We start from the raw sequence: 20,641 nt of genomic DNA on the forward strand, positions 1-20,641 counted from the left end.
AGAGTTCGCACCCTACGTCTTTTGTCTTCGTGAAAGGCATCGTCTGAAGTTTAAGAATTTTTGAGGTAATTATAAGAATGAAAAAATTGTTATTGGTAGGGTGTTTACTGACTGCATTTACCTCCGCTTCCGTTTTGGCTGATGCCAGCAGTGATCTCAAATCCCGCCTGGGTAAACTGAATACTTTCCACGCCAGCTTTACTCAGACTGTGACCAGCGATGACGGTTCTGCCGTTCAGCAAGGTGAAGGCGAACTGTGGGTCAAACGTCCAAACCTGTTTAACTGGCATATGACGACGCCGGACGAAAGCATTCTGGTTTCTGATGGCAAAACACTCTGGTTCTACAACCCGTTTGTTGAGCAGGTCACTGCAACCTGGCTGAAAAATGCTACAGGAAACACACCGTTCATGCTGATTACCCGCAACGACAGCAGCGACTGGTCAAAATATAACGTGAAACAGCAGGGTGATGATTTCCAGCTGACGCCGAAAGCGTCCACAGGAAATTTGAAGCAATTTGCAATTACGGTTACGCCATCAGGCACCATCAAAAGCTTTACTGCGGTTGAGCAGGATGGCCAAAAGAGCGCTTATACCCTGAAGGGTGAGCAAAACGCGTCTGTTGATGATGCGAAGTTTAAATTTACTCCGCCAAAAGGTGTGACGGTGGACGACCAGCGTCAGTGAGGTAAGCTTGAGTAATCTGTCACTCGATTTTTCCCAGAATGAATTCCAGCCACTGGCCGCGAGAATGCGGCCGGTAACACTTGCAGAATACATTGGTCAGCAGCATCTCCTCGCTCCGGGCAAACCTTTGCCGCGTGCCATCGAGGCGGGTCAGTTGCACTCGATGATTTTGTGGGGGCCGCCAGGAACCGGGAAAACCACGTTGGCAGAACTCATTGGCCGTTATGCAAATGCCGATGTTGAGCGTATTTCAGCGGTGACCTCAGGGGTGAAAGATATCCGTGAGGCTATCGAGCGCGCCCGGCAAAATCGTGATGCCGGGCGTCGTACCATTTTGTTTGTTGACGAAGTCCACCGTTTCAACAAAAGTCAGCAGGATGCTTTTCTGCCGCATATCGAAGACGGTACTATTACGTTTATTGGTGCCACGACAGAAAACCCGTCATTCGAACTCAATTCTGCCTTGTTATCCCGTGCCCGTGTTTATCTCCTTAAATCGCTGACGGCTGAAGATATCGAAAAAGTCATCGATCAGGCGCTGACGAACGCTGAGCGTGGCTATGCCAACGAAAAAATTCGTGTCCCGCCTGAAACGCGTCGCATGCTCTCTGAGTTGGTTAACGGTGATGCCCGTCGTGCGCTGAACAGCATCGAAATGATGGCTGATATGGCTGAGATTGATGCCAAAGGCTACCGCACGCTGACGCCGGAACTGCTTACCGAGATTGCCGGAGAACGCAGCGCGCGCTTCGATAACAAGGGTGACCGTTTTTACGATCTGATTTCTGCGTTACATAAATCCGTGCGCGGTTCCTCGCCGGATGCGGCGCTGTACTGGTACGCACGCATTATTACCGCCGGTGGCGATCCGTTGTATGTCGCACGGCGTTTACTGGCGATTGCGTCTGAAGACGTCGGTAATGCCGATCCGCGTGGTATGCAGGTGGCTATTTCGGCCTGGGACTGCTTTACGCGCGTCGGCCCGGCAGAGGGCGAACGCGCCATTGCGCAGGCTATTGTTTATCTGGCGTGTGCGCCGAAAAGTAACGCGGTCTATACCGCTTTCAAATCGGCAATGCGCGATGCGCGTGAAATGGCTGATTACGATGTACCGGAACACCTGCGTAATGCACCAACCAAACTGATGAAGGAAATGGGCTTGGGCGCGGAGTATCGTTATGCACATGATGAGCCTAATGCCTACGCGGCCGGTGAAGATTATTTCCCGCCAGAAATGGCCCGAACGCAGTATTATTACCCGACTTCACGGGGGCTCGAAGGCAAGATCGGTGAAAAGCTGGCATGGCTCGCTGAACAAGATCAAAATAGCCCGACAAAACGCTACCGCTAATTTTATCCTTGCGGTAAGGTTACCGGTGATAACTCTTTGACACGCTGCTATTTCAGGCAGCGTGCACCGTCAAATTAACATTCAATAACGACACGTACAGGATTAGCATGCTGGATCCCAATCTGCTGCGTAATGAGCTAGACGCAGTTGCAGAAAAACTCGCTCGCAGAGGTTTTAAACTCGATGTGGAAAAGCTGCGTTCTCAGGAAGAACGCCGCAAAGTCTTGCAGGTAGAAACGGAAACTCTCCAGGCTGAACGTAACGCACGATCGAAATCTATCGGTCAGGCAAAAGCCCGTGGCGAAGACATCGAACCCCTGCGTCTGGAAGTGAATACGCTGGGTGAGAAGCTTGACGCTGCGAAAGCTGAGCTGGATGCATTGCAGAACAATATCCGTGATATCGCTTCCGCTATTCCAAACCTGCCAGATGATTCGGTACCTGCCGGTAAAGACGAGAACGATAACCAGGAAGTCAGCCGCTGGGGCACACCGCGTCAGTATGATTTCGCCGTCCGCGATCACGTATCGCTGGGTGAAATGGCAGGCGGTCTTGATTTCGCTGCCGCAGTGAAACTGACCGGCGCTCGTTTTGTGGTTATGAAAGGGCAAATCGCACGCATGCACCGCGCGCTGTCCCAGTTCATGCTGGACCTGCACACCGAGCAACACGGTTATCTGGAAGCCTACGTGCCGTATCTCGTTAACCACGAGACGCTGTACGGTACAGGCCAGTTGCCGAAATTTGGCGAAGACCTGTTCCACACCAAGCCTTTGGATGAAGAGGCCGGCAGCAGCAACTATGCGCTGATCCCAACCGCAGAAGTGCCGCTGACAAACCTGGTTCGTGACGAAATTCTCGAAGAAGAATCTCTCCCACTGAAAATGACCGCCCATACACCTTGCTTCCGTTCAGAAGCCGGTTCGTATGGTCGTGATACCCGTGGCCTGATTCGTATGCACCAGTTTGATAAAGTCGAAATGGTTCAGATTGTTCGTCCGGAAGATTCAATGGACGCGCTGGAAGAACTGACCGGTCATGCGGAAAAAGTGCTTCAGTTACTTAATCTGCCATACCGTAAAATGTTGTTGTGTACCGGCGACATGGGCTTCGGTTCAAGCAAAACTTACGATCTGGAAGTGTGGCTGCCTGCGCAAGACACTTACCGCGAAATCTCCTCATGTTCAAACATGTGGGATTTTCAGGCGCGTCGTATGCAGGCTCGCTTCCGCAATAAAACCGACAAAAAACCACGTCTCGTTCATACCCTGAACGGCTCGGGTCTGGCAGTCGGTCGTACGCTGGTGGCTGTGCTGGAAAACTATCAGCAAGCCGATGGCCGCATTGAAGTACCGGAAGTATTACGTCCTTACATGGGCGGTTTAGAATATATCGGTTAACCCCGTTATGTATGCACTAATATAGCGAAAAAGCGCCTAATGGCGCTTTTTTTATGCATAAAATCGTGCGCTGCGTTAAGAATTCGCCGTTTCCCTCGCTTCAACCCCGCCTTTATTGATAGCAGACAAAGTTTCCTACCTCTTAATTAGTAGTATCCCTGCATTCTGAGTGGGTAACCACTCCAGCACCGGAGCGGGAAAATGTCGGAAATTAAACCAGAAGTCCCCACAGCAAAAAATGGCATCAGCCGAAGGATGCTGATGAAAACATCAACGTTGGCAGGGCTTGCCCTTGCCGCAGGCGGTTTATCTCTTCCTTTTAGCCGTAAAGCACTGGCGCAAGCCGTGGATGAGGCGAAAATTTCAGCACCCGAAGATAAGGTGGTCTGGGGAGCTTGCTCGGTTAACTGCGGCAGCCGCTGCGCACTGCGTTTGCATGTACGTGATGACGAAGTTTACTGGGTTGAAACAGATAACACCGGCAGCGATATCTACGGAGATCACCAGGTTCGCGCTTGTCTGCGCGGTCGCTCAATCCGCCGGCGGATGAACCATCCTGAGCGTTTGAATTACCCGATGAAACGCGTCGGCAAACGCGGCGAAGGTAAATTCAAACGGATCAGTTGGGAAGAAGCTTTTGATGAAATAGCCAACAACCTGAAGCGTATCGTCGGTAAATACGGCAATGAGGCCGTTTATATCAATTACACTTCCGGCGTTATAGGCGGAAATATAACGCGCTCCTCTCCTTACGCTTCGCTGGTGACCCGCCTGATGAACTGTTACGGCGGTTTCCTTAGCCACTACGGTAGCTACAGTACCGCGCAAATCTCCTGCGCGATGCCATACACCTATGGCAGCAACGACGGTAACAGCACATCTGATATTGAAAACAGCAAGCTGGTTGTATTTTTCGGTAACAATCCGGCCGAAACGCGGATGAGCGGAGGGGGGATCACCTACTATCTGGAAGAGGCGCGCCAGCGTTCCAATGCCCGCATGATCGTGATCGACCCCCGTTACACAGACACAGCCGCCGGACGTGAAGATGAATGGGTTCCGATCCGTCCGGGAACGGATGCCGCGCTGGTTGCAGGCCTGGCGCATGTGCTGATCACCGAAAATATGGTCGATCAGGCTTTCCTTGATTCTTATTGCGTAGGTTACGACGAAAAAACCTTACCGGCAGATGCGCCAGCTAACAGCCATTACAAAGCTTATATTCTCGGCCAGGGGGCGGATGGCACGGCTAAAACGCCTGAATGGGCTTCACGCATCACTGGTATTCCGGCAGAAAAAATCGTGAAACTGGCGCGGGAAATTGGTCAGGCTAAACCGGCCTATATTTCTCAGGGCTGGGGGCCACAACGCCAGGCCAACGGTGAACTGACGTCACGCGCGATCGCCATGCTGCCGATTTTGACCGGTAACGTCGGGATTAACGGCGGTAACAGCGGGGCGCGGGAATCTACGTATACCATCACCATTGAACGTATGCCGGTGCTGGACAATCCGGTTCAGACGCAGATTTCCTGTTTCAGTTGGACAGATGCGATTGCGCGTGGCCCTGAAATGACGGCTAAGGCAGATGGTGTTCGTGGCAAAGACAAGCTGGATGTACCGATTAAGTTCATCTGGAATTATGCCGGTAATACCATCACCAACCAGCATTCCGATATCAATAAAACTCACGATATTCTGCAGGACGACTCGCAGTGCGAGTTGATCGTGGTGCTGGAAAACTTCATGACCTCTTCGGCTAAATACGCCGATATCCTGTTGCCGGATCTTATGACTGTCGAACAGGAAGACATTATTCCTAACGAATACGCCGGCAACATGGGATATCTGATTTTCATCCAACCCGCGACTTCTGCCAAATTCGAGCGCAAAGGCATTTACGAGATGATGAGTGAAGTAGCGCGTCGTCTTGGCCCGGATGTTTACGACAAATTCACCGAAGGCCGTACTCAGCGGGAATGGCTGCAGTATTTGTACGCCAAAATGCTGGCGAAAGACCCGGCGTTACCTGCGTATGAAGAACTGCGCGAGATGGGTATTTATAAGCGTAAAGACCCAGCCGGTCATTTCGTGGCCTACAAAAAATTCCGGCAGGATCCTGTTGCTAACCCGTTGAAAACGCCTTCCGGAAAAATCGAAATTTACTCTTCCGCGCTGGCAGAAATCGCCAGCGAATGGGAACTGCAAAAAGACGAAACCATCAGCCCGTTACCTATTTATGCCGCCACTTTCGAGGGCTGGGATGACCCGAAACGCAGCCAGTTTCCGCTACAAATGTTCGGTTTCCATTACAAGGCGCGTACTCATTCAACGTACGGCAACATCGACGTTTTGCAGGCCGCGTGCCGTCAGGAAGTCTGGATTAACCCGATTGATGCGCAAACCCGTGGCATTCAAAACGGCGACAAAGTGAAAGTCTTCAACGACCGTGGCGAAATCCGTGTGGCCGCAAAAGTCACGCCCCGGATCATGCCCGGCGTTGTTGCTATGGGGCAGGGCGCATGGCATCAGGCCAATATGAGTGGTGATCGTATTGACCATGGTGCGTGCATGAACACGCTGACGACTCAGCGGCCTTCGCCTCTCGCGAAGGGGAATCCTCAACATACCAATCTGATTCAAATAGAAAAAGTCTAAAGAAGCGACGGACAAAGAGCCAGGCTCAGTGACACGGTTGTTAAATTTTCGCTCCTTAAACCGGGGCGTATGTGGAGTATGTAATGTCGGATCAAAACAGAACTAAATCCGGTTCAGGGATCGGGATCAGCCGCCGTGACCTGGTTAAAGGAACTACGCTGGCCGGGATGGCCGCCGCAGTTGGAGGCATTTCGCTGCCGTTCAAATCTGTGCGAGCAGATTCAGACCCGGCGACGGCAAAAATGGGCGATGAGAAAATCGTCTGGAGTGCGTGCACTGTCAACTGTGGCAGCCGTTGTCCGCTCAGAATGCACGTTGTGGACGACGAAATTCGTTACGTCGAAACCGACAATACCGGCGACGATGATTATGAGGCGCTGCATCAGGTGCGGGCCTGTTTGCGCGGGCGTTCAATGCGCCGCCGTGTTTACAATCCCGACCGTCTGAAATATCCGATGAAGCGTGTCGGCAAACGCGGTGAAGGAAAATTTAAGCCAATCAGCTGGGATGAAGCGTTCGACACGCTGGCCGGCAGCCTGAAAGATATTATTCAGCGTTTTGGCAATGAAGCAATTTATCTCAACTACGGCACCGGTACGCTGGGCGGTACCATGACGCGTTCGTGGCCGCCGGGTAAAACCCTGATTGCACGCCTGATGAACTGCTGCGGCGGCTATCTCAATCATTACGGCGATTACAGCTCCGCACAGATTGCCGCCGGTCTGAATTATACCTACGGAGGCTGGGCGGACGGCAACAGCCCTTCAGATATTGAAAATAGTAAGCTGGTGGTTCTGTTCGGGAATAATCCGGGCGAAACCCGCATGAGCGGCGGTGGCGTGACGTATTACCTCGAGCAGGCCCGCCAGAAGTCCAACGCCCGCATGATCATTGTCGATCCACGTTACACCGATACCGGTGCGGGTCGTGAAGATGAATGGGTGCCGATCCGCCCGGGGACCGACGGGGCACTGGCGGCTGCGCTGGCTCACGTGATGATTACCGAAAATCTGGTCGATCAGCCGTTCCTCGACAAATATTGCGTCGGTTACGATGCGAAAACTTTACCGACCGGTGTCCCGCAGAATGCGCATTATAAAGCCTATATTCTCGGCGATGGTCCGGATGGTATTGCGAAAACGCCAGCGTGGGCGGCAAAAATTACCGGCATTTCTGTCGATAAAATCGTGAAGCTGGGGCGTGAAATTGGTCAGGCAAAACCGGCCTTTATTACTCAGGGCTGGGGGCCGCAGCGCCATGCAAACGGTGAAATTGCAACCCGTGCCATTGCGATGCTGGCGATTCTGAGCGGCAACGTTGGCGTTCACGGCGGGAATTCCGGTGCGCGAGAAGGTTCGTACGAAATCCCGTTTGTACGTATGCCGACGTTTGAAAATCCAATTCAGACCAGCATTTCCATGTTCCTCTGGACCGACGCTATCGTCAGGGGGCCGGAAATGACGGCCACCAAAGACGGTGTTCGCGGAAAGACTAAACTGGATGTGCCCATCAAGTTTATCTGGAACTATGCCGGTAACTGTCTGGTCAATCAGCACTCTGATATCAACCGTACGCATGAAATTCTGCAGGACGATACGCAATGCGAAATGATCGTGGTGATTGATAACCACATGACGTCGTCAGCGAAATATGCAGACATTATTTTGCCGGACTGTACGGCCTCAGAGCAGATGGATTTTTGCCTGGATGCTTCCTGCGGCAACATGGACTACATCATTTTTGCTGACCAGGCAATCAAGCCACGTTTTCAGTGCAAAAATATTTATGAAATGACCTCTGAACTGGCGCGTCGTATGGGCGTTGAACAGACGTTTACGGAAGGGCGCACGCAGGAAGAGTGGATGCGTCATCTGTATCAGCAATCCCGAGAAGCACTGCCGGAACTGCCGGATTTCGACACATTTCGTAAACAGGGCATGTTCAAGAAACGCGATCCTGAACAGCATCACGTGGCGTATAAAGCGTTTCGTGAAGATCCTGCCGCCAATCCGCTGGATACCCCTTCCGGCAAAATCGAAATCTACTCGGCTGAGCTGGCAAATATTGCCGCTGAATGGGAACTCGCCAAAGACGATGTGATTGATCCGCTGCCGGTTTATGCCGCCGGTTTCGAGAACTATGACGACCCGCTGGCCAGCAAATATCCCCTGCAACTGACCGGCTTCCATTACAAAGCGCGCACCCATTCAACCTACGGCAACGTCGACGTACTCAAAGCTGCCTGTCGTCAGGAAATGTGGATCAACCCGATGGATGCTTCACAGCGGGGTATCGCGAACGGCGACATGATCCGCATTTACAACGATCGCGGCGAAGTGCGCATTGCCGCCAAAGTGACTCCTCGCATGATGCCGGGTGTTGTCGCGCTCAGTGAAGGTGCCTGGTATTCCCCCGACAGCAAAAAAATCGACCGCGCGGGCAGCATCAACGTACTGACGTCTCAAAGGCCTTCACCGCTGGCGAAAGGTAACCCCTCTCACACCAACCTTGTGCAAGTGGCTAAGGTTTAATGGAGCAAAACATGACAACTCAATATGGATTTTATATTGATTCAAGCCGCTGCACAGGCTGCAAAACCTGCGAACTGGCCTGTAAGGATTTCAAAAATCTGACGCCTGACGTCAGTTTCCGACGGGTATACGAATATGCCGGTGGCGACTGGCAGCAGGACGGCGATGGCTGGCATCAGAACGTCTTCGCCTATTACCTGTCGATTTCCTGTAACCATTGCGTAGATCCGGCCTGTACCAAAGTTTGCCCGAGCGGCGCCATGCATAAACGGGAAGATGGTTTCGTAGTGGTCAACGAAGACGTATGCATCGGTTGCCGTTACTGCCATATGGCGTGTCCGTACGGTGCGCCGCAGTACAACGAAGCCAAAGGTCATATGACGAAATGCGACGGCTGTTATGAGCGGATCGCAGAAGGCAAGAAGCCCATTTGTGTTGAATCCTGCCCGCTACGTGCGCTGGATATGGCACCGATCGAAGAACTGCGTGCGAAATACGGCGAACTGGCTGAAGTCGCGCCTTTGCCCGCAGCACATTTTACTCACCCAAATATCGTCATCAAACCCAATGCGAATTGCCGTCCGGTAGGCGATACCACGGGTTATCTGGCTAACCCGAAGGAGGTTTGAGATGGGAAACGGATGGCATGAATGGCCTTTAATGGTCTTTACGGTTCTCGGGCAATGCGTGGTTGGCGCATTTATCGTGCTGGCGATTGCATTGCTGACCCGGCGTAGCGAAGAAGAATATCGCCGGATCCACCTGTCGATGTTTTTCCTCTGGGTGCTGATGGCGGTAGCTTTTATCGCCTCGGTTCTGCACCTGGGCTCACCGCTGCGCGCTTTCAATTCTCTCAATCGTCTGGGCGCTTCTCCACTGAGTAATGAAATCGGCAGTGGATCACTCTTCTTTGCCTTAGGCGGGATTTACTGGTTGCTGGCTGTCCTCAACAAAATGCCCCGCGCATTGGGAAAAGGCTGGCTGATCGTGACCATGGTGGCCGGTGTGGGTTTCGTTTATGCCATGAGCCGTGTTTACGAAATCAATACGGTGCCGACCTGGGATAATGCTTACACCGCGTTCCACTTCGGGCTGACGGTGCTGATTGGTGGCCCGGTTCTGGGGTATCTGCTGCTGCGCGGCGCTGATATTAATGGCTGCGCGCTTCGCCTGCTGCCGGTTATCAGTGTCACGGCGCTGGTCGTCAGTATGTGTGTGGTGGTAATGCAAAGTGCCAGCCTTGCCTCGATCAACAGCGCCGTTCAGGCGGCTTCTGCGCTGATCCCGCAATACGGCATGTTGTCAGTTTCACGGCTGGTGCTGATTGCTTTGGGGCTGGGTTGCTGGATTTGCCCGCTGATACTGCGCAAGCGCCCTGCGATCGCTTCAATGGTTTTAGCTTTCGTGCTGGTCTTTGCCGGGGAGCTGATTGGACGTGCAATTTTCTATGGTTTGCATATGACCGTGGGTATGGCCGTCAGCGGCTGATTTCAGTTTATCAGGGAACGCGCCGTCGGTAGTGATGTGCACCCAAAAGAAAGAGTTAACTATGTCAGCAGAATCAATAAGTTTATCCGCGAAGGTACTGGGCGCGATGCTGTTTTATCCCCCGGATTCAGAACAAGTTCAGCCTCTGATTGCCTTGCTCAAAAGCAATGACTGGGTGCCGATGTGGCCATGCGCAACGCCGGAGGCGAAAGCCTGTGCCGCAGAGTTGTTCGCTGAGGCCAATGTTTCAGCGGAAGAGTTAAATGACGCATGGCAGCGCCTGTTTGTCGGGCCTTATGCCTTACCGGCCCCGCCGTGGGGCTCAGTCTATCTCGATAAAGAATCCGTCATTTTTGGCGATTCCACACTGGCATTACGCCAGTGGATGCGTTTAAACCATATCGAACCGCATCTTAAGCAGGCTGAACCGGAAGATCACATCGGGCTGATGCTGATGTTGTCCGCCTGGCTTGCCGAAAATTCGCCGCAACTGCTGGGTGAATTTCTGACTGTACATTTGATGCCATGGGCAGGGCGTTATTTCGAATTGCTGGGAATGAAAGCTGAACATCCGTGGTATGAGGGCGTGGCCGTTCTGGCGGAATCAACGCTTAGCGGATGGCGAGAGGCACTGGTGCTGGAAGCTATTCCGGCGAAGGAACTGTATTTCTGATGAGTGATCCACGGGATAGCCGTTACTATCACGCCTGGATGAGCAGCCGGGTTGTCAGCCGCCGGGGGTTATTCCGTGGATTATTGTCATCCGCAAGGCCGTCTGCAGAAGAAAATACGGTCGCCGGAGATTTGCGCCAGCAGGCCGTGCCGCGTCCACCGCAGGCGCTGGCAGAACCGCTTTTCCTTAAGCAATGCAACGGGTGCGGGCATTGCGCGGATGCTTGTCCGGTAGGTTTACTCAGTGTTGAGTCCGGTAAGGCCATACTCATTATCGATTACGCGGAATGTGATTTTTGTGGTGCCTGTACTCAGGCCTGTGAACGCGGTGCGCTCGACCTGAGCATTTCGCCGGATACGGGCCTGCGTCCGGTAATTCTGCCGCCCTGTTTAGGTCGTATGGATGATTTATGCAGGATGTGCGAAATTGCGTGTCCGCGCTCGGCAATATTTTTTAATCAACAGAATCAACCTTCCGTAGATAACCAGAAGTGTGACGGCTGCGGTAAATGCAAACTTGTTTGTTATCATGGTGATATTCAATTGTCATTGAAGCGTCATGATTCCTGATCTCTTTGCTTGATTAACGATTTCAATCATCACCCCGCAGTTTGTGCGCAGGCCTCTTTTTGCCAGATTGACATTTTTTTGGCCGGTGGCATCATGCGCGCAATTTCCCCGATTTTTGGTCGTCAACAACCTATGTCCGCCTATTCCCGTCCCGTCGCTCTGCTGTTGTGCGGACTTCTCCTGCTGACGATTTCTATCGCCGCTTTAAACACGCTGGTGCCGTTGTGGCTCAGTCACGAACAACTGCCAACCTGGCAGGTCGGGCTTGTCAGTTCATCGTATTTCACTGGCAATTTGCTGGGTACGCTGATTGCCGGCAGCCTGATCAAACGTATTGGTTTTAACCGCAGCTATTATCTTTCCTGCATCATGTTTGCTGTCGCAACCGCGGGTCTGGCGCTTTCCATGGACTTCTGGAGCTGGATCACCGCACGCTTTGTCGCCGGTGTAGGCTGTGCGCTGATCTGGGTTGTGGTGGAAAGTGCCTTGCTGCGCAGCGGTACAGTGAAGAACCGTGGTCAGCTGCTGGCGGCCTATATGATTATGTATTACATCGGTACAGTGGTCGGGCAACTGCTGGTCGGCACCGTACCAACAGCAATCTTCAGCGTGTTGCCTTGGGTGACCGCGTTGATTGTGATAGCGATGTTGCCACTGCTGTTAACGCATATCGAAAATCAGGACAGCGAACAACCCCGCCACGCTGTGCTGCCGATGTTCAGACGTCGTAACGCACGTCTGGGGATAAATGGCTGTATTATTTCCGGAATTGTCCTTGGGTCACTCTATGGTCTGATGCCGCTTTTCCTGACCCATCAGGGAATGAGTGATGCGAATGTGGGTTACTGGATGGCATTGCTGGTCAGCGCAGGAATTATCGGACAGTGGCCGGTAGGGCGACTGGCCGATCGTTACGGACGTCTGATGGTGCTGCGTATCCAGATTTTCGCCGTGATCCTCGGCAGTATCGCCATGCTGAGCGGTTATGCGATGGCGCCGACGTTGTTCATTCTCGGATGCGCGGGCTTCACGTTGTATCCGGTTGCCATGTCATGGGCTTGCGAAAAAGTGAATTCTGAAGAGCTGGTCGCGATGAATCAGGCATTACTGATGAGTTACACCATCGGCAGCCTGGCAGGCCCGACAATGACTGCGATACTGATGCAGAGCTATTCTGACCGGTTGTTGTTTGTGATGATTGCTGTGGTTTCACTGGTTTATCTGGTGATGCTGATGCGCAAAGCCGACCATCATCATAATCCCGTGGCAACGGCCTGATCTGAGCTATTCAGTACGAAAGCCTTAAATGCAAAAAGACGCCATGAGGCGTCTTTTTTATGGGCAACAATTTGACAAGAAACAATCAGTTCATTAGTAAATGACTTTGTGTCCGTAGCTGGCAAGAATATTTTTTACGCGTTCCATAATTTCTTTGGTCGGTGGGTTCACGCCATCCAGACCATATTTCTCACCCATCGCAGTCCATTTGTGTTTGCCCAACTCGTGATATGGCAACAGTTCAATCTTCTCGATGTTCGTCATATCTTTGGTGAACTCACCGAGTTTGTGCGCGGAATCATCATCATCTGACCAGCCCGGCACAACCACATAACGGATCCAGGTACGCTGATTACGTTTAGCCAGATAGCGGGCAAAATCCAGGGTTCGGTGGTTAGAGACGCCGACCAAATTCTGGTGAATATCATCGTTCATCTGTTTCAGATCGAGCATTACCAGATCTGAGACGTCCAGTAATTCGTCGATCACCGGATCATAACGTCGGACAAAGCCGTTTGTGTCCAGGCAGGTGTTAATGCCTTCTTTCTGACACGCGCGGAACCAGTCACGCACGAATTCAGCCTGAAGGATTGCTTCGCCGCCAGAAGCCGTTACGCCGCCGCCAGAAGCATTCATAAAATGGCGATAAGTCACCACTTCTTTCATTAAGTCATCGACATTGATCTCTTTCCCGCCATGTGTATCCCAGGTATCGCGATTGTGGCAATACATGCAACGCATCAGGCAACCCTGGAAAAATACAATGAAACGGATACCTGGGCCGTCAACGGTGCCACAGGATTCATATGAGTGGATGCGACCTTGAACTGACATTGCGGGTTATTCTCCATATTGACCAATGAATAGCAGTCTACATGTGCGGGTGCTGGTCTGGCAGAGATAAACTGGAAACTACAGGTTTATGATACCAGACAATCAATAAGGTTGATTGTCAGCAATGGCGGTACTGCTTTGCCAGAGGTCCACGGCGTATAGCGCTCTGGCAAAACAGACTGTCGCGAAGACAGTGCGGGTAGTGAGGATGAAACAAAGGCTCCACGTTGTGGAGCCTTTATATATCACGCTAAATCATCAGCAGATTATTACAGGGACTTGGTGAAAGTACGGGTAATAACGTCTTGTTGCTGTTCTTTAGTCAGTGAGTTGAAGCGTACTGCATAACCAGATACACGGATGGTCAGCTGAGGATAGTTTTCAGGATGTTCCATCGCATCTAACAGCATTTCGCGGTTCATGACGTTCACGTTCAGGTGTTGACCACCTTCGATGGACGCTTCGTGGTGGAAGTAACCATCCATCAGGCCCGCGAGGTTCGCTTTACGAACATCATCATCTTTACCCAGCGCATTTGGAACGATAGAGAAGGTATAAGAAATACCATCTTTTGCGTAAGCAAACGGCAGTTTAGCAACAGAAGTCAGAGAGGCAACAGCACCTTTCTGGTCACGACCGTGCATTGGGTTAGCGCCTGGGCCAAATGGAGCACCCGCACGACGACCGTCTGGGGTGTTACCAGTTTTCTTACCATAAACCACGTTAGAGGTGATGGTCAGAACAGACTGAGTTGCTACAGCGCCACGGTAGGTACGCAGTTTCTGAATTTTCTTCATGAAACGTTCTACCAGGTCACAAGCGATGTCATCTACGCGAGAATCGTTGTTACCGAACTGTGGATATTCGCCTTCAATTTTGAAGTCTACAGCCAGGCCGTCTTCGTCACGGATGGTGCTAACTTTTGCATATTTGATAGCAGACAGGGAGTCAGCAGCAACTGACAGACCTGCGATACCACATGCCATTGTGCGATAAACATCACGGTCATGCAGCGCCATCAACGCAGCTTCGTAGCTGTATTTGTCGTGCATGTAGTGAATGATGTTCAGTGCTGTGACGTACTGTTTAGCCAGCCAGTCCATGAAGTGATCCATGCGGTCCATAACTTTGTCATAGTCCAGCACTTCATCCATCATTGGCGCTTCTTTAGGGCCAACCTGGATTTTCATTTTTTCATCAACGCCGCCGTTGATTGCATACAGCATGGTTTTCGCCAGGTTTGCACGAGCACCGAAGAACTGCATTTGTTTACCCACAACCATTGGGCTCACACAACAAGCGATAGCGTAGTCATCGTTGTTGAAATCAGGACGCATCAGGTCATCGTTCTCATACTGTACAGATGAGGTATCGATAGACACTTTCGCTGCGTACTTTTTGAAGTTCATTGGCAGCTTTTCAGACCACAGGATGGTCATGTTCGGCTCTGGTGAAGGCCCCATGGTGTACAGAGTATTCAGGAAGCGGAAGCTGTTTTTGGTTACCAGAGTACGACCATCAACCCCCATACCTGCCAGGGATTCAGTCGCCCAGATTGGGTCACCAGAGAACAGTTCATCATACTCAGGCGTACGCAGGAAACGAACCATACGCAGTTTCATAACCAGGTGGTCAATCAGTTCCTGAGCTTGTTCTTCGTTCAGTTTGCCTGCTTTGATATCACGTTCGATGAATACGTCAAGGAAGGTAGATACGCGGCCGAAGGACATTGCAGCACCGTTCTGAGATTTCACCGCAGCGAGGTAGCCGAAGTAAGTCCATTGAACCGCTTCTTGTGCGTTGGTAGCAGGACCAGAAATGTCGCAACCGTATTTGGCAGCCATTTCTTTAATCTGACCCAGAGCACGGTGTTGTTCAGAGATTTCTTCACGCAGCTGGATGGTCATTTCCAGATTCACGCCGTTTTCCAGATCATTTTGGAGAGACTGGAATTGTGCGTATTTATCAGCCATCAGGAAATCAATACCATACAGCGCAACGCGACGGTAGTCACCGATGATACGGCCACGGCCATAAGCATCTGGCAGACCGGTCAGAACGCCAGATTTACGGCAGTTCAGAATGTCTTTGGTGTAAACGTCGAAAACACCCTGGTTATGGGTTTTACGGTAGTCGGTGAAAACTTTTTTCAGCGCTGGATCCAGTTCACGGCCATAAACTTTACATGAACCTTCAACCATTTTAATGCCGCCGAATGGGATCAGAGCACGTTTTAATGGCGCGTCAGTTTGCAGACCAACGATAGTTTCCAGAGATTTATTGATGTAGCCAGCGTCATGAGAAGTGATGGTAGCCGCAACGTCAGTATCAAAATCAACAGGAGCCTTAGTGCGGTTCTCCAGTTTGATACCTTCCATTACTTTATCCCACAGGGTGGTTGTCGCTTGAGTCGCGCCAGCCAGGAAGGATTCATCACCTTCATACGGTGTGTAGTTTTTCTGAATGAAGTCGCGGACGTTTACGCCATTCTGCCATTCACCAGCACTAAAACCTTCCCATGCGTTGGTCAATTTTTCATTGAGCTTGGACATTTTGCACCTACCTTCTAATTTGGATTTCTTAAAAATCGCGTGTAAAACTGTCGTAACAAGAGTGCCACGTTGTATCAGTGGTGCTTCTCATCGCGAAGATATATGACCCAATACGTTAACCCTACCAGCAAACCGCCCCCAATGATGTTACCGATGGTCACAGGAATGAGATTGTCGATGATAAAGTTAGTGATGTTCAGTTCTGCGAATTGTGCCGGAGTTGCGCCGACAGCCTGCCAGAATTCTGGTGTCGCAAAGTTCTTCACCACGATGCCTAAAGGGATCATGAACATGTTGGCAATGCTGTGCTCGAAACCGCTGGCGACGAACATGCCGACGGGGAGGATCATTGCGAACATTTTGTCCATCAGACTGCGGCCGGAGTAACTCATCCATACCGCCAGGCAAACCATCAGGTTAGCCAGAATCCCCAGACAAACGGCTTCAATAAACGTGTGATGCATTTTATGGTCAGCAGTTTGCAGAACGTTCAGTCCCCACAAACCATTATCGACCATATACTCACCTGAGAACCAAATCAGTGCGACAAAGAACAGGCATCCGATAAGGTTACCAATATAGACATTGACCCAGTTACGTGCCAATTGCCCCCAGGTGATACGCCCGCTGGCTTTCGCAATCACGATAAGCACAGTGGAAGTAAACAGGTCAGCGCCGCAGACAACGACCAGCATTAAACCCAGTGAGAAGCAGATGCCCCCAACGAGTTTTGCGAGGCCGTAAGGGACGGTGCCGGTGCCTGTGGTGGCAGTGATATAAAAAGCAAAGGCGATAGAAATAAAGACGCCAGCAGTAATGGCTAAAAAGAATGTTTTTAACGGCTGTTTGGTGGCTTTATAAACGCCGGCATCTTCAGCAACTTTCGCTGTAGCGGCGGGTAATATTAGATCGAAGGGGTTGTCAGCTTTCACATTAACTCTCTTATTCAGGGCTATGCACTGCGCAACGAGATACTAGCAAAGCAGTATAACGTAAAGATTGACGTGGATCATACGAGGCGGTTTTTGGTGCTTTTTGATGTACTACTGAAGGGGTGGTTTTTTGCTTAACTCAATGAAAATAAAAGAATAAAAACATTTTAATTTTTACAAATAAAGTTGATGGACGTTCAAATTATTTTTATTTATACGTAAATTATAATAAGCCATTGTTAATGGCTCTCGTCAATTTTACTTTGTGTTTTTTACAGATGAGCAACTTATTAAAAAGTCCGTGGGGCTTAAGTCAGAAAAATGACAACCGGCCTTTATTTCGCGGCGAATTACACGTCATTTTTTCGGCTGAGTCAAACATTTGGCGGTAAATAACCCCCCCAAAGCCATTACGAAGGGAAATAAAAAACCGGCAGAAAATTCCGCCGGTTCGTAGATTTTTCAAACGTCGGAAGGTCAGGCTTTTGACCAGTAACGGCGTTTTGCTACCTGGAGTTTTTCGTAAGCGCCCAGCAGAGCCTGATGAGCAGGCAATGCTTTGAGGTCGGCATCTACTGCAAACAGACCGTGGAAACGCTCTTCGCCGCTGATGGCTGCTGAAGCATCATCAACCGCTTTCTGACCGTACATTTTCACGAATGCCGTGTAGTACTGAGCCGGATCACGATCTTCTTCCAGGGATAGCTGAAGAAGTGTTTGCAGACAACGGTAATAGTTATTGCGCTCATCGCTGTAAACCGATGCATTGAATTCATGCGCCCATTCAGCCCACGTCAGCGCCTGATCCAAATCGCCGCCTGCCAGTGCCAGCATAGATTTCAGCTCGCCTACGCGCAGGGTGTACCAGCCGTTGTCTTTGCCGCTGGCGATGCCCAGAAGCTCGCGAACGCGGGTAAAGTCATCAAGACCTTCATCATCAAGCTGTGTGATCATTTCCAAATAAGCTTCTTTTGGCAGGTCACTGTCCGGCAATGCCAGCAGTTGATCACGCAGATGCGCGCCCATGCTGTTATTCGCCAGCAGCAAATCTTCAGCCGGATAAATGTCAGACATGCCCGGAACGATAATGCGGCAAGCGTACACGTCAAGATGCTCGTAATCCGCGATATAAACTTCAGCGTCCTCTTTATCAAAGATTGCCATCAGCGTGGCGAACTCTTCTTCTGTCTTGCCGCTGAAGTTCCAGTCTGCAAACGGATAGTCGGCATCCTGTTTAAACATATCCCAGGAAATCAGACCGCTGGAATCGATGAAGTGAGTTTCCAGATTGGCATGTTCAGCCACTTCTTCGTCATCGAAGGTTGGGGCGGCGAAGACGTCCAGATCTTTCAGGCTGCGGCCCTGTAGTAATTCAGTGACCGTACGCTCCAGTGCAACACCGAAGTCCGGGTGTGCGCCGAAGGAAGCGAAACAAGTCCCGTTGGACGGGTTGAACAGCACTACGCAAATGACCGGATAGTCGCCGCCCAAAGAGGCATCGTAAGACAGGGTTGGGAAACCTTCTTCTTCGAGTTTGGCGATGGCTTCAACCACACCCGGATAGCGCGCTAGCACGTCAGCAGGGATCTCTGGCAGGCTGATAGATTCCGCGATGATACGGTTTTTGACATAACGCTCGAAGACTTCAGACAGACCCTGAACGCGGGCTTCATTCGCGGTATTCCCGGCAGACATGCCGTTTGACACATACAGGTTACCGATGATGTTCATCGGAATATATACGGTTTCCAGGTCAGACTGACGGGTGAACGGCAATGCGCAAATCCCGCGATCCGGGTTGCCGGATTGCAGATCAATCAGATCGCTGGCGACCAGTTCTTTATCTGCATCGTAAAATGCGTGCAGACGCTCATCCAGAATACCTTCAGGCAGAAGGTTATCTTCCGGTAGCGGGAACCATTTCTCGTTTGGATAATGCACGAAGTCGCTGTTGGCAATTTCTTTGCCCAGATAGAAATCGGCGAAGAAATAGTTGGTCGACAGACGCTCAAAATACTCACCCAAAGCAGAAGCCAGAGCGGCTTTTTTGCTGGCGCCTTTACCGTTGGTGAAGCACAGCGGGCAGTCGCGGTCGCGAATGTGCACTGACCAGACGTGGGGAACCGGATTCAGCCAGGAAGCTTCTTCGATATTAAAGCCGAGATCGGTGAGTTTTTGTTGGAAGCGGGAAATGGAGTCTTCCAGCGCCGCGTCTTTACCAGGAATAAAAGTTTGCGTCATTGAGTTCACTTTTGAGCGTGCTAAAAACGCGCAATGATACGGGGTTTTGCGTATTAGCTCCATGTATTCGTGTTAAGAATGTAATCGCTGTGTGAAGTCAAAGGGTTGAGTTTGAACGCGCTGTAATAGCACCTCCCATTTGTCTGTTCATACACACATTATTCCGCAAAATCAGCGTTAAAAGGAGGAATGAACCTTGTGACGCAGATCTCAACGCGCTTTATCAGGTCATGAGGAATAACCGTTACAGATGGCTTGTTTCGAATGATAAAACCGGTAAATTAATGGTAACTATGTGGCTGTCTCAGAGAAGTGGTGAGGGGAAATGACTCAGGTTTATAATTTTAGTGCAGGTCCGGCAATGATCCCGGCTGAAGTGTTGCGTCGTGCGGAACAGGAACTTTGTAACTGGCACGGACTGGGTACCTCGGTGATGGAAATCAGTCACCGCAGTAAGGAATTTATCCAGGTTGCTGAAGAATCCGAAAAGGATATCCGTGATCTGCTCAATATTCCCCGGAACTATAAAGTACTGTTCTGCCACGGTGGCGCACGTGCGCAATTCGCCGCAGTTCCAATGAACCTGCTGGGCGATAAAGCGTCTGCTGATTATATCGATGGCGGTTACTGGGCTCACAGCGCCGTTAAAGAAGCACAAAAATATTGCTCGCCGAATGTCATTGATGTCACCACCACGATTGACGGCAAACGTGGCATCCTTCCAATGAACGAGTGGAAGCTGAGTGCAGATTCTGCTTACGTTCATTACTGCCCGAACGAAACCATTGACGGTATTGCTATCGATGAAATGCCTGATTTCGGGAATAAAATCGTTGTGGCCGACTACTCATCCTGTATCCTTTCGCGCCCGATTGATGTCAGCCGCTTTGGCGTAATTTATGCCGGCGCGCAGAAAAATATCGGTCCGGCTGGCCTGACGCTGGTTATTGTACGCGAAGATTTATTAGGTAAAGCACGCACTGAGCTGCCATCTATCCTTGATTACACCGTACTGGCCGAGAACGATTCCATGTTCAATACCCCGCCAACGTTCGCCTGGTACCTGTCAGGTATGGTCTTCAAATGGCTGAAAGAACAGGGCGGTCTGCGTGAAATGGAAAAACGCAATCAGGCCAAAGCTGAACTACTGTACGGTTCCATCGATCGCACAGGTTTCTATCGTAACCCGGTTGCCGCAGCGAACCGTTCGTGGATGAACGTTCCGTTCCAGATGGCCGACGCGTCACTGGATAAACTGTTCCTGGATCAGGCGCAGGACGCCGGTCTGCATGCGCTGAAAGGCCACCGTGTAGCCGGTGGGATGCGCGCATCCATTTATAATGCAATGCCGATTGAAGGTGTCAAAGCGCTGACTGACTTTATGGCGGAATTTGAAAAACGCCATGGTTAAGCGCGCTGGCTTTCGGGCCAGTACAATGCTTTTG

Annotated in this window: 15 protein-coding genes; 11 read left to right on the forward strand and 4 right to left on the reverse strand. The window is 51.0% G+C overall.

Annotated features, from left to right (window positions below; all coding sequences use genetic code 11):
- Window positions 1–77 precede the first annotated feature (77 nt).
- The 10 genes from lolA (at window position 78) to M2403_RS16965 (ending at window position 12,637) form a co-directional block, all read left to right on the forward strand.
- Complete coding sequence (lolA, locus tag M2403_RS16920) at window positions 78–689, forward strand: outer membrane lipoprotein chaperone LolA (protein ID WP_152324204.1); 612 nt, start codon at window positions 78–80, stop codon at window positions 687–689.
- A gap of 7 nt (window positions 690–696) precedes the next feature.
- The gene (locus M2403_RS16925; protein ID WP_129638968.1) at window positions 697–2,040 is read left to right on the forward strand and encodes a replication-associated recombination protein A; all 1,344 of its coding nucleotides are present in this window, start codon (window positions 697–699) and stop codon (window positions 2,038–2,040) included.
- A 107-nt stretch (window positions 2,041–2,147) separates the two neighbouring features.
- On the forward strand, window positions 2,148–3,440 hold the full coding sequence (gene serS, locus M2403_RS16930; RefSeq protein ID WP_259230204.1) for a serine--tRNA ligase: 1,293 nt from the start codon (window positions 2,148–2,150) through the stop codon (window positions 3,438–3,440).
- A gap of 201 nt (window positions 3,441–3,641) precedes the next feature.
- The gene (ynfE, locus tag M2403_RS16935; RefSeq protein ID WP_259230205.1) at window positions 3,642–6,098 is read left to right on the forward strand and encodes a selenate/tellurate reductase subunit YnfE; all 2,457 of its coding nucleotides are present in this window, start codon (window positions 3,642–3,644) and stop codon (window positions 6,096–6,098) included.
- A gap of 83 nt (window positions 6,099–6,181) precedes the next feature.
- Entirely contained in the window at window positions 6,182–8,629 is a 2,448-nt protein-coding gene (gene dmsA / locus M2403_RS16940; RefSeq protein ID WP_165058107.1) for a dimethylsulfoxide reductase subunit A, read from the forward strand.
- Between the two features lie 11 nt (window positions 8,630–8,640).
- Entirely contained in the window at window positions 8,641–9,258 is a 618-nt protein-coding gene (locus tag M2403_RS16945) for a DMSO/selenate family reductase complex B subunit (protein ID WP_259230206.1), read from the forward strand.
- Between the two features lies 1 nt (window position 9,259).
- Window positions 9,260–10,117 carry a dimethyl sulfoxide reductase anchor subunit family protein gene (locus M2403_RS16950; RefSeq protein WP_259230208.1) on the forward strand — a complete coding sequence of 286 codons (858 nt, stop codon included), beginning with the start codon at window positions 9,260–9,262 and terminating at the stop codon, window positions 10,115–10,117.
- Between the two features lie 61 nt (window positions 10,118–10,178).
- Complete coding sequence (gene dmsD, locus M2403_RS16955) at window positions 10,179–10,790, forward strand: Tat proofreading chaperone DmsD (RefSeq protein WP_165058103.1); 612 nt, start codon at window positions 10,179–10,181, stop codon at window positions 10,788–10,790.
- A complete protein-coding gene (gene napF, locus M2403_RS16960) occupies window positions 10,790–11,359 on the forward strand; it encodes a ferredoxin-type protein NapF (protein ID WP_259230210.1) in 570 nt (189 codons plus the stop codon). Before dmsD ends, napF begins: the two co-directional genes overlap by 1 nt.
- Before the next feature lie 132 nt (window positions 11,360–11,491).
- Window positions 11,492–12,637 (forward strand): MFS transporter, encoded by a 1,146-nt coding sequence (locus M2403_RS16965; RefSeq protein WP_208950651.1) that lies wholly within the window; start codon window positions 11,492–11,494, stop codon window positions 12,635–12,637.
- 93 nt (window positions 12,638–12,730) lie between these two features.
- On the opposite strand, the gene pflA is transcribed toward M2403_RS16965, so the two are convergent.
- The 4 genes from pflA to ycaO all read right to left on the reverse strand — a co-directional run bounded on the left by pflA (window position 12,731) and on the right by ycaO (window position 19,196).
- Complete coding sequence (gene pflA / locus M2403_RS16970) at window positions 12,731–13,471, reverse strand: pyruvate formate lyase 1-activating protein (protein WP_015689580.1); 741 nt, start codon at window positions 13,469–13,471, stop codon at window positions 12,731–12,733.
- A gap of 269 nt (window positions 13,472–13,740) precedes the next feature.
- Window positions 13,741–16,023, reverse strand: coding sequence for a formate C-acetyltransferase (pflB, locus tag M2403_RS16975; RefSeq protein WP_152324167.1), 2,283 nt, complete (start codon window positions 16,021–16,023; stop codon window positions 13,741–13,743).
- Between the two features lie 74 nt (window positions 16,024–16,097).
- Window positions 16,098–16,955, reverse strand: coding sequence for a formate transporter FocA (gene focA / locus M2403_RS16980; RefSeq protein ID WP_095922616.1), 858 nt, complete (start codon window positions 16,953–16,955; stop codon window positions 16,098–16,100).
- Window positions 16,956–17,432: 477 nt separating this feature from the next.
- Window positions 17,433–19,196: a 30S ribosomal protein S12 methylthiotransferase accessory factor YcaO gene (gene ycaO / locus M2403_RS16985; protein WP_259230216.1), complete on the reverse strand. Its 1,764-nt coding sequence runs from the start codon at window positions 19,194–19,196 to the stop codon at window positions 17,433–17,435.
- A gap of 325 nt (window positions 19,197–19,521) precedes the next feature.
- Here ycaO and serC point away from each other — a divergent pair, with 325 nt between their 5' ends.
- Window positions 19,522–20,607, forward strand: coding sequence for a 3-phosphoserine/phosphohydroxythreonine transaminase (gene serC / locus M2403_RS16990; RefSeq protein WP_152324164.1), 1,086 nt, complete (start codon window positions 19,522–19,524; stop codon window positions 20,605–20,607).
- Window positions 20,608–20,641 lie beyond the last annotated feature (34 nt).

This window comes from Rahnella sp. BIGb0603, assembly GCF_024808755.1.
Lineage (GTDB): Bacteria > Pseudomonadota > Gammaproteobacteria > Enterobacterales > Enterobacteriaceae > Rahnella > Rahnella contaminans.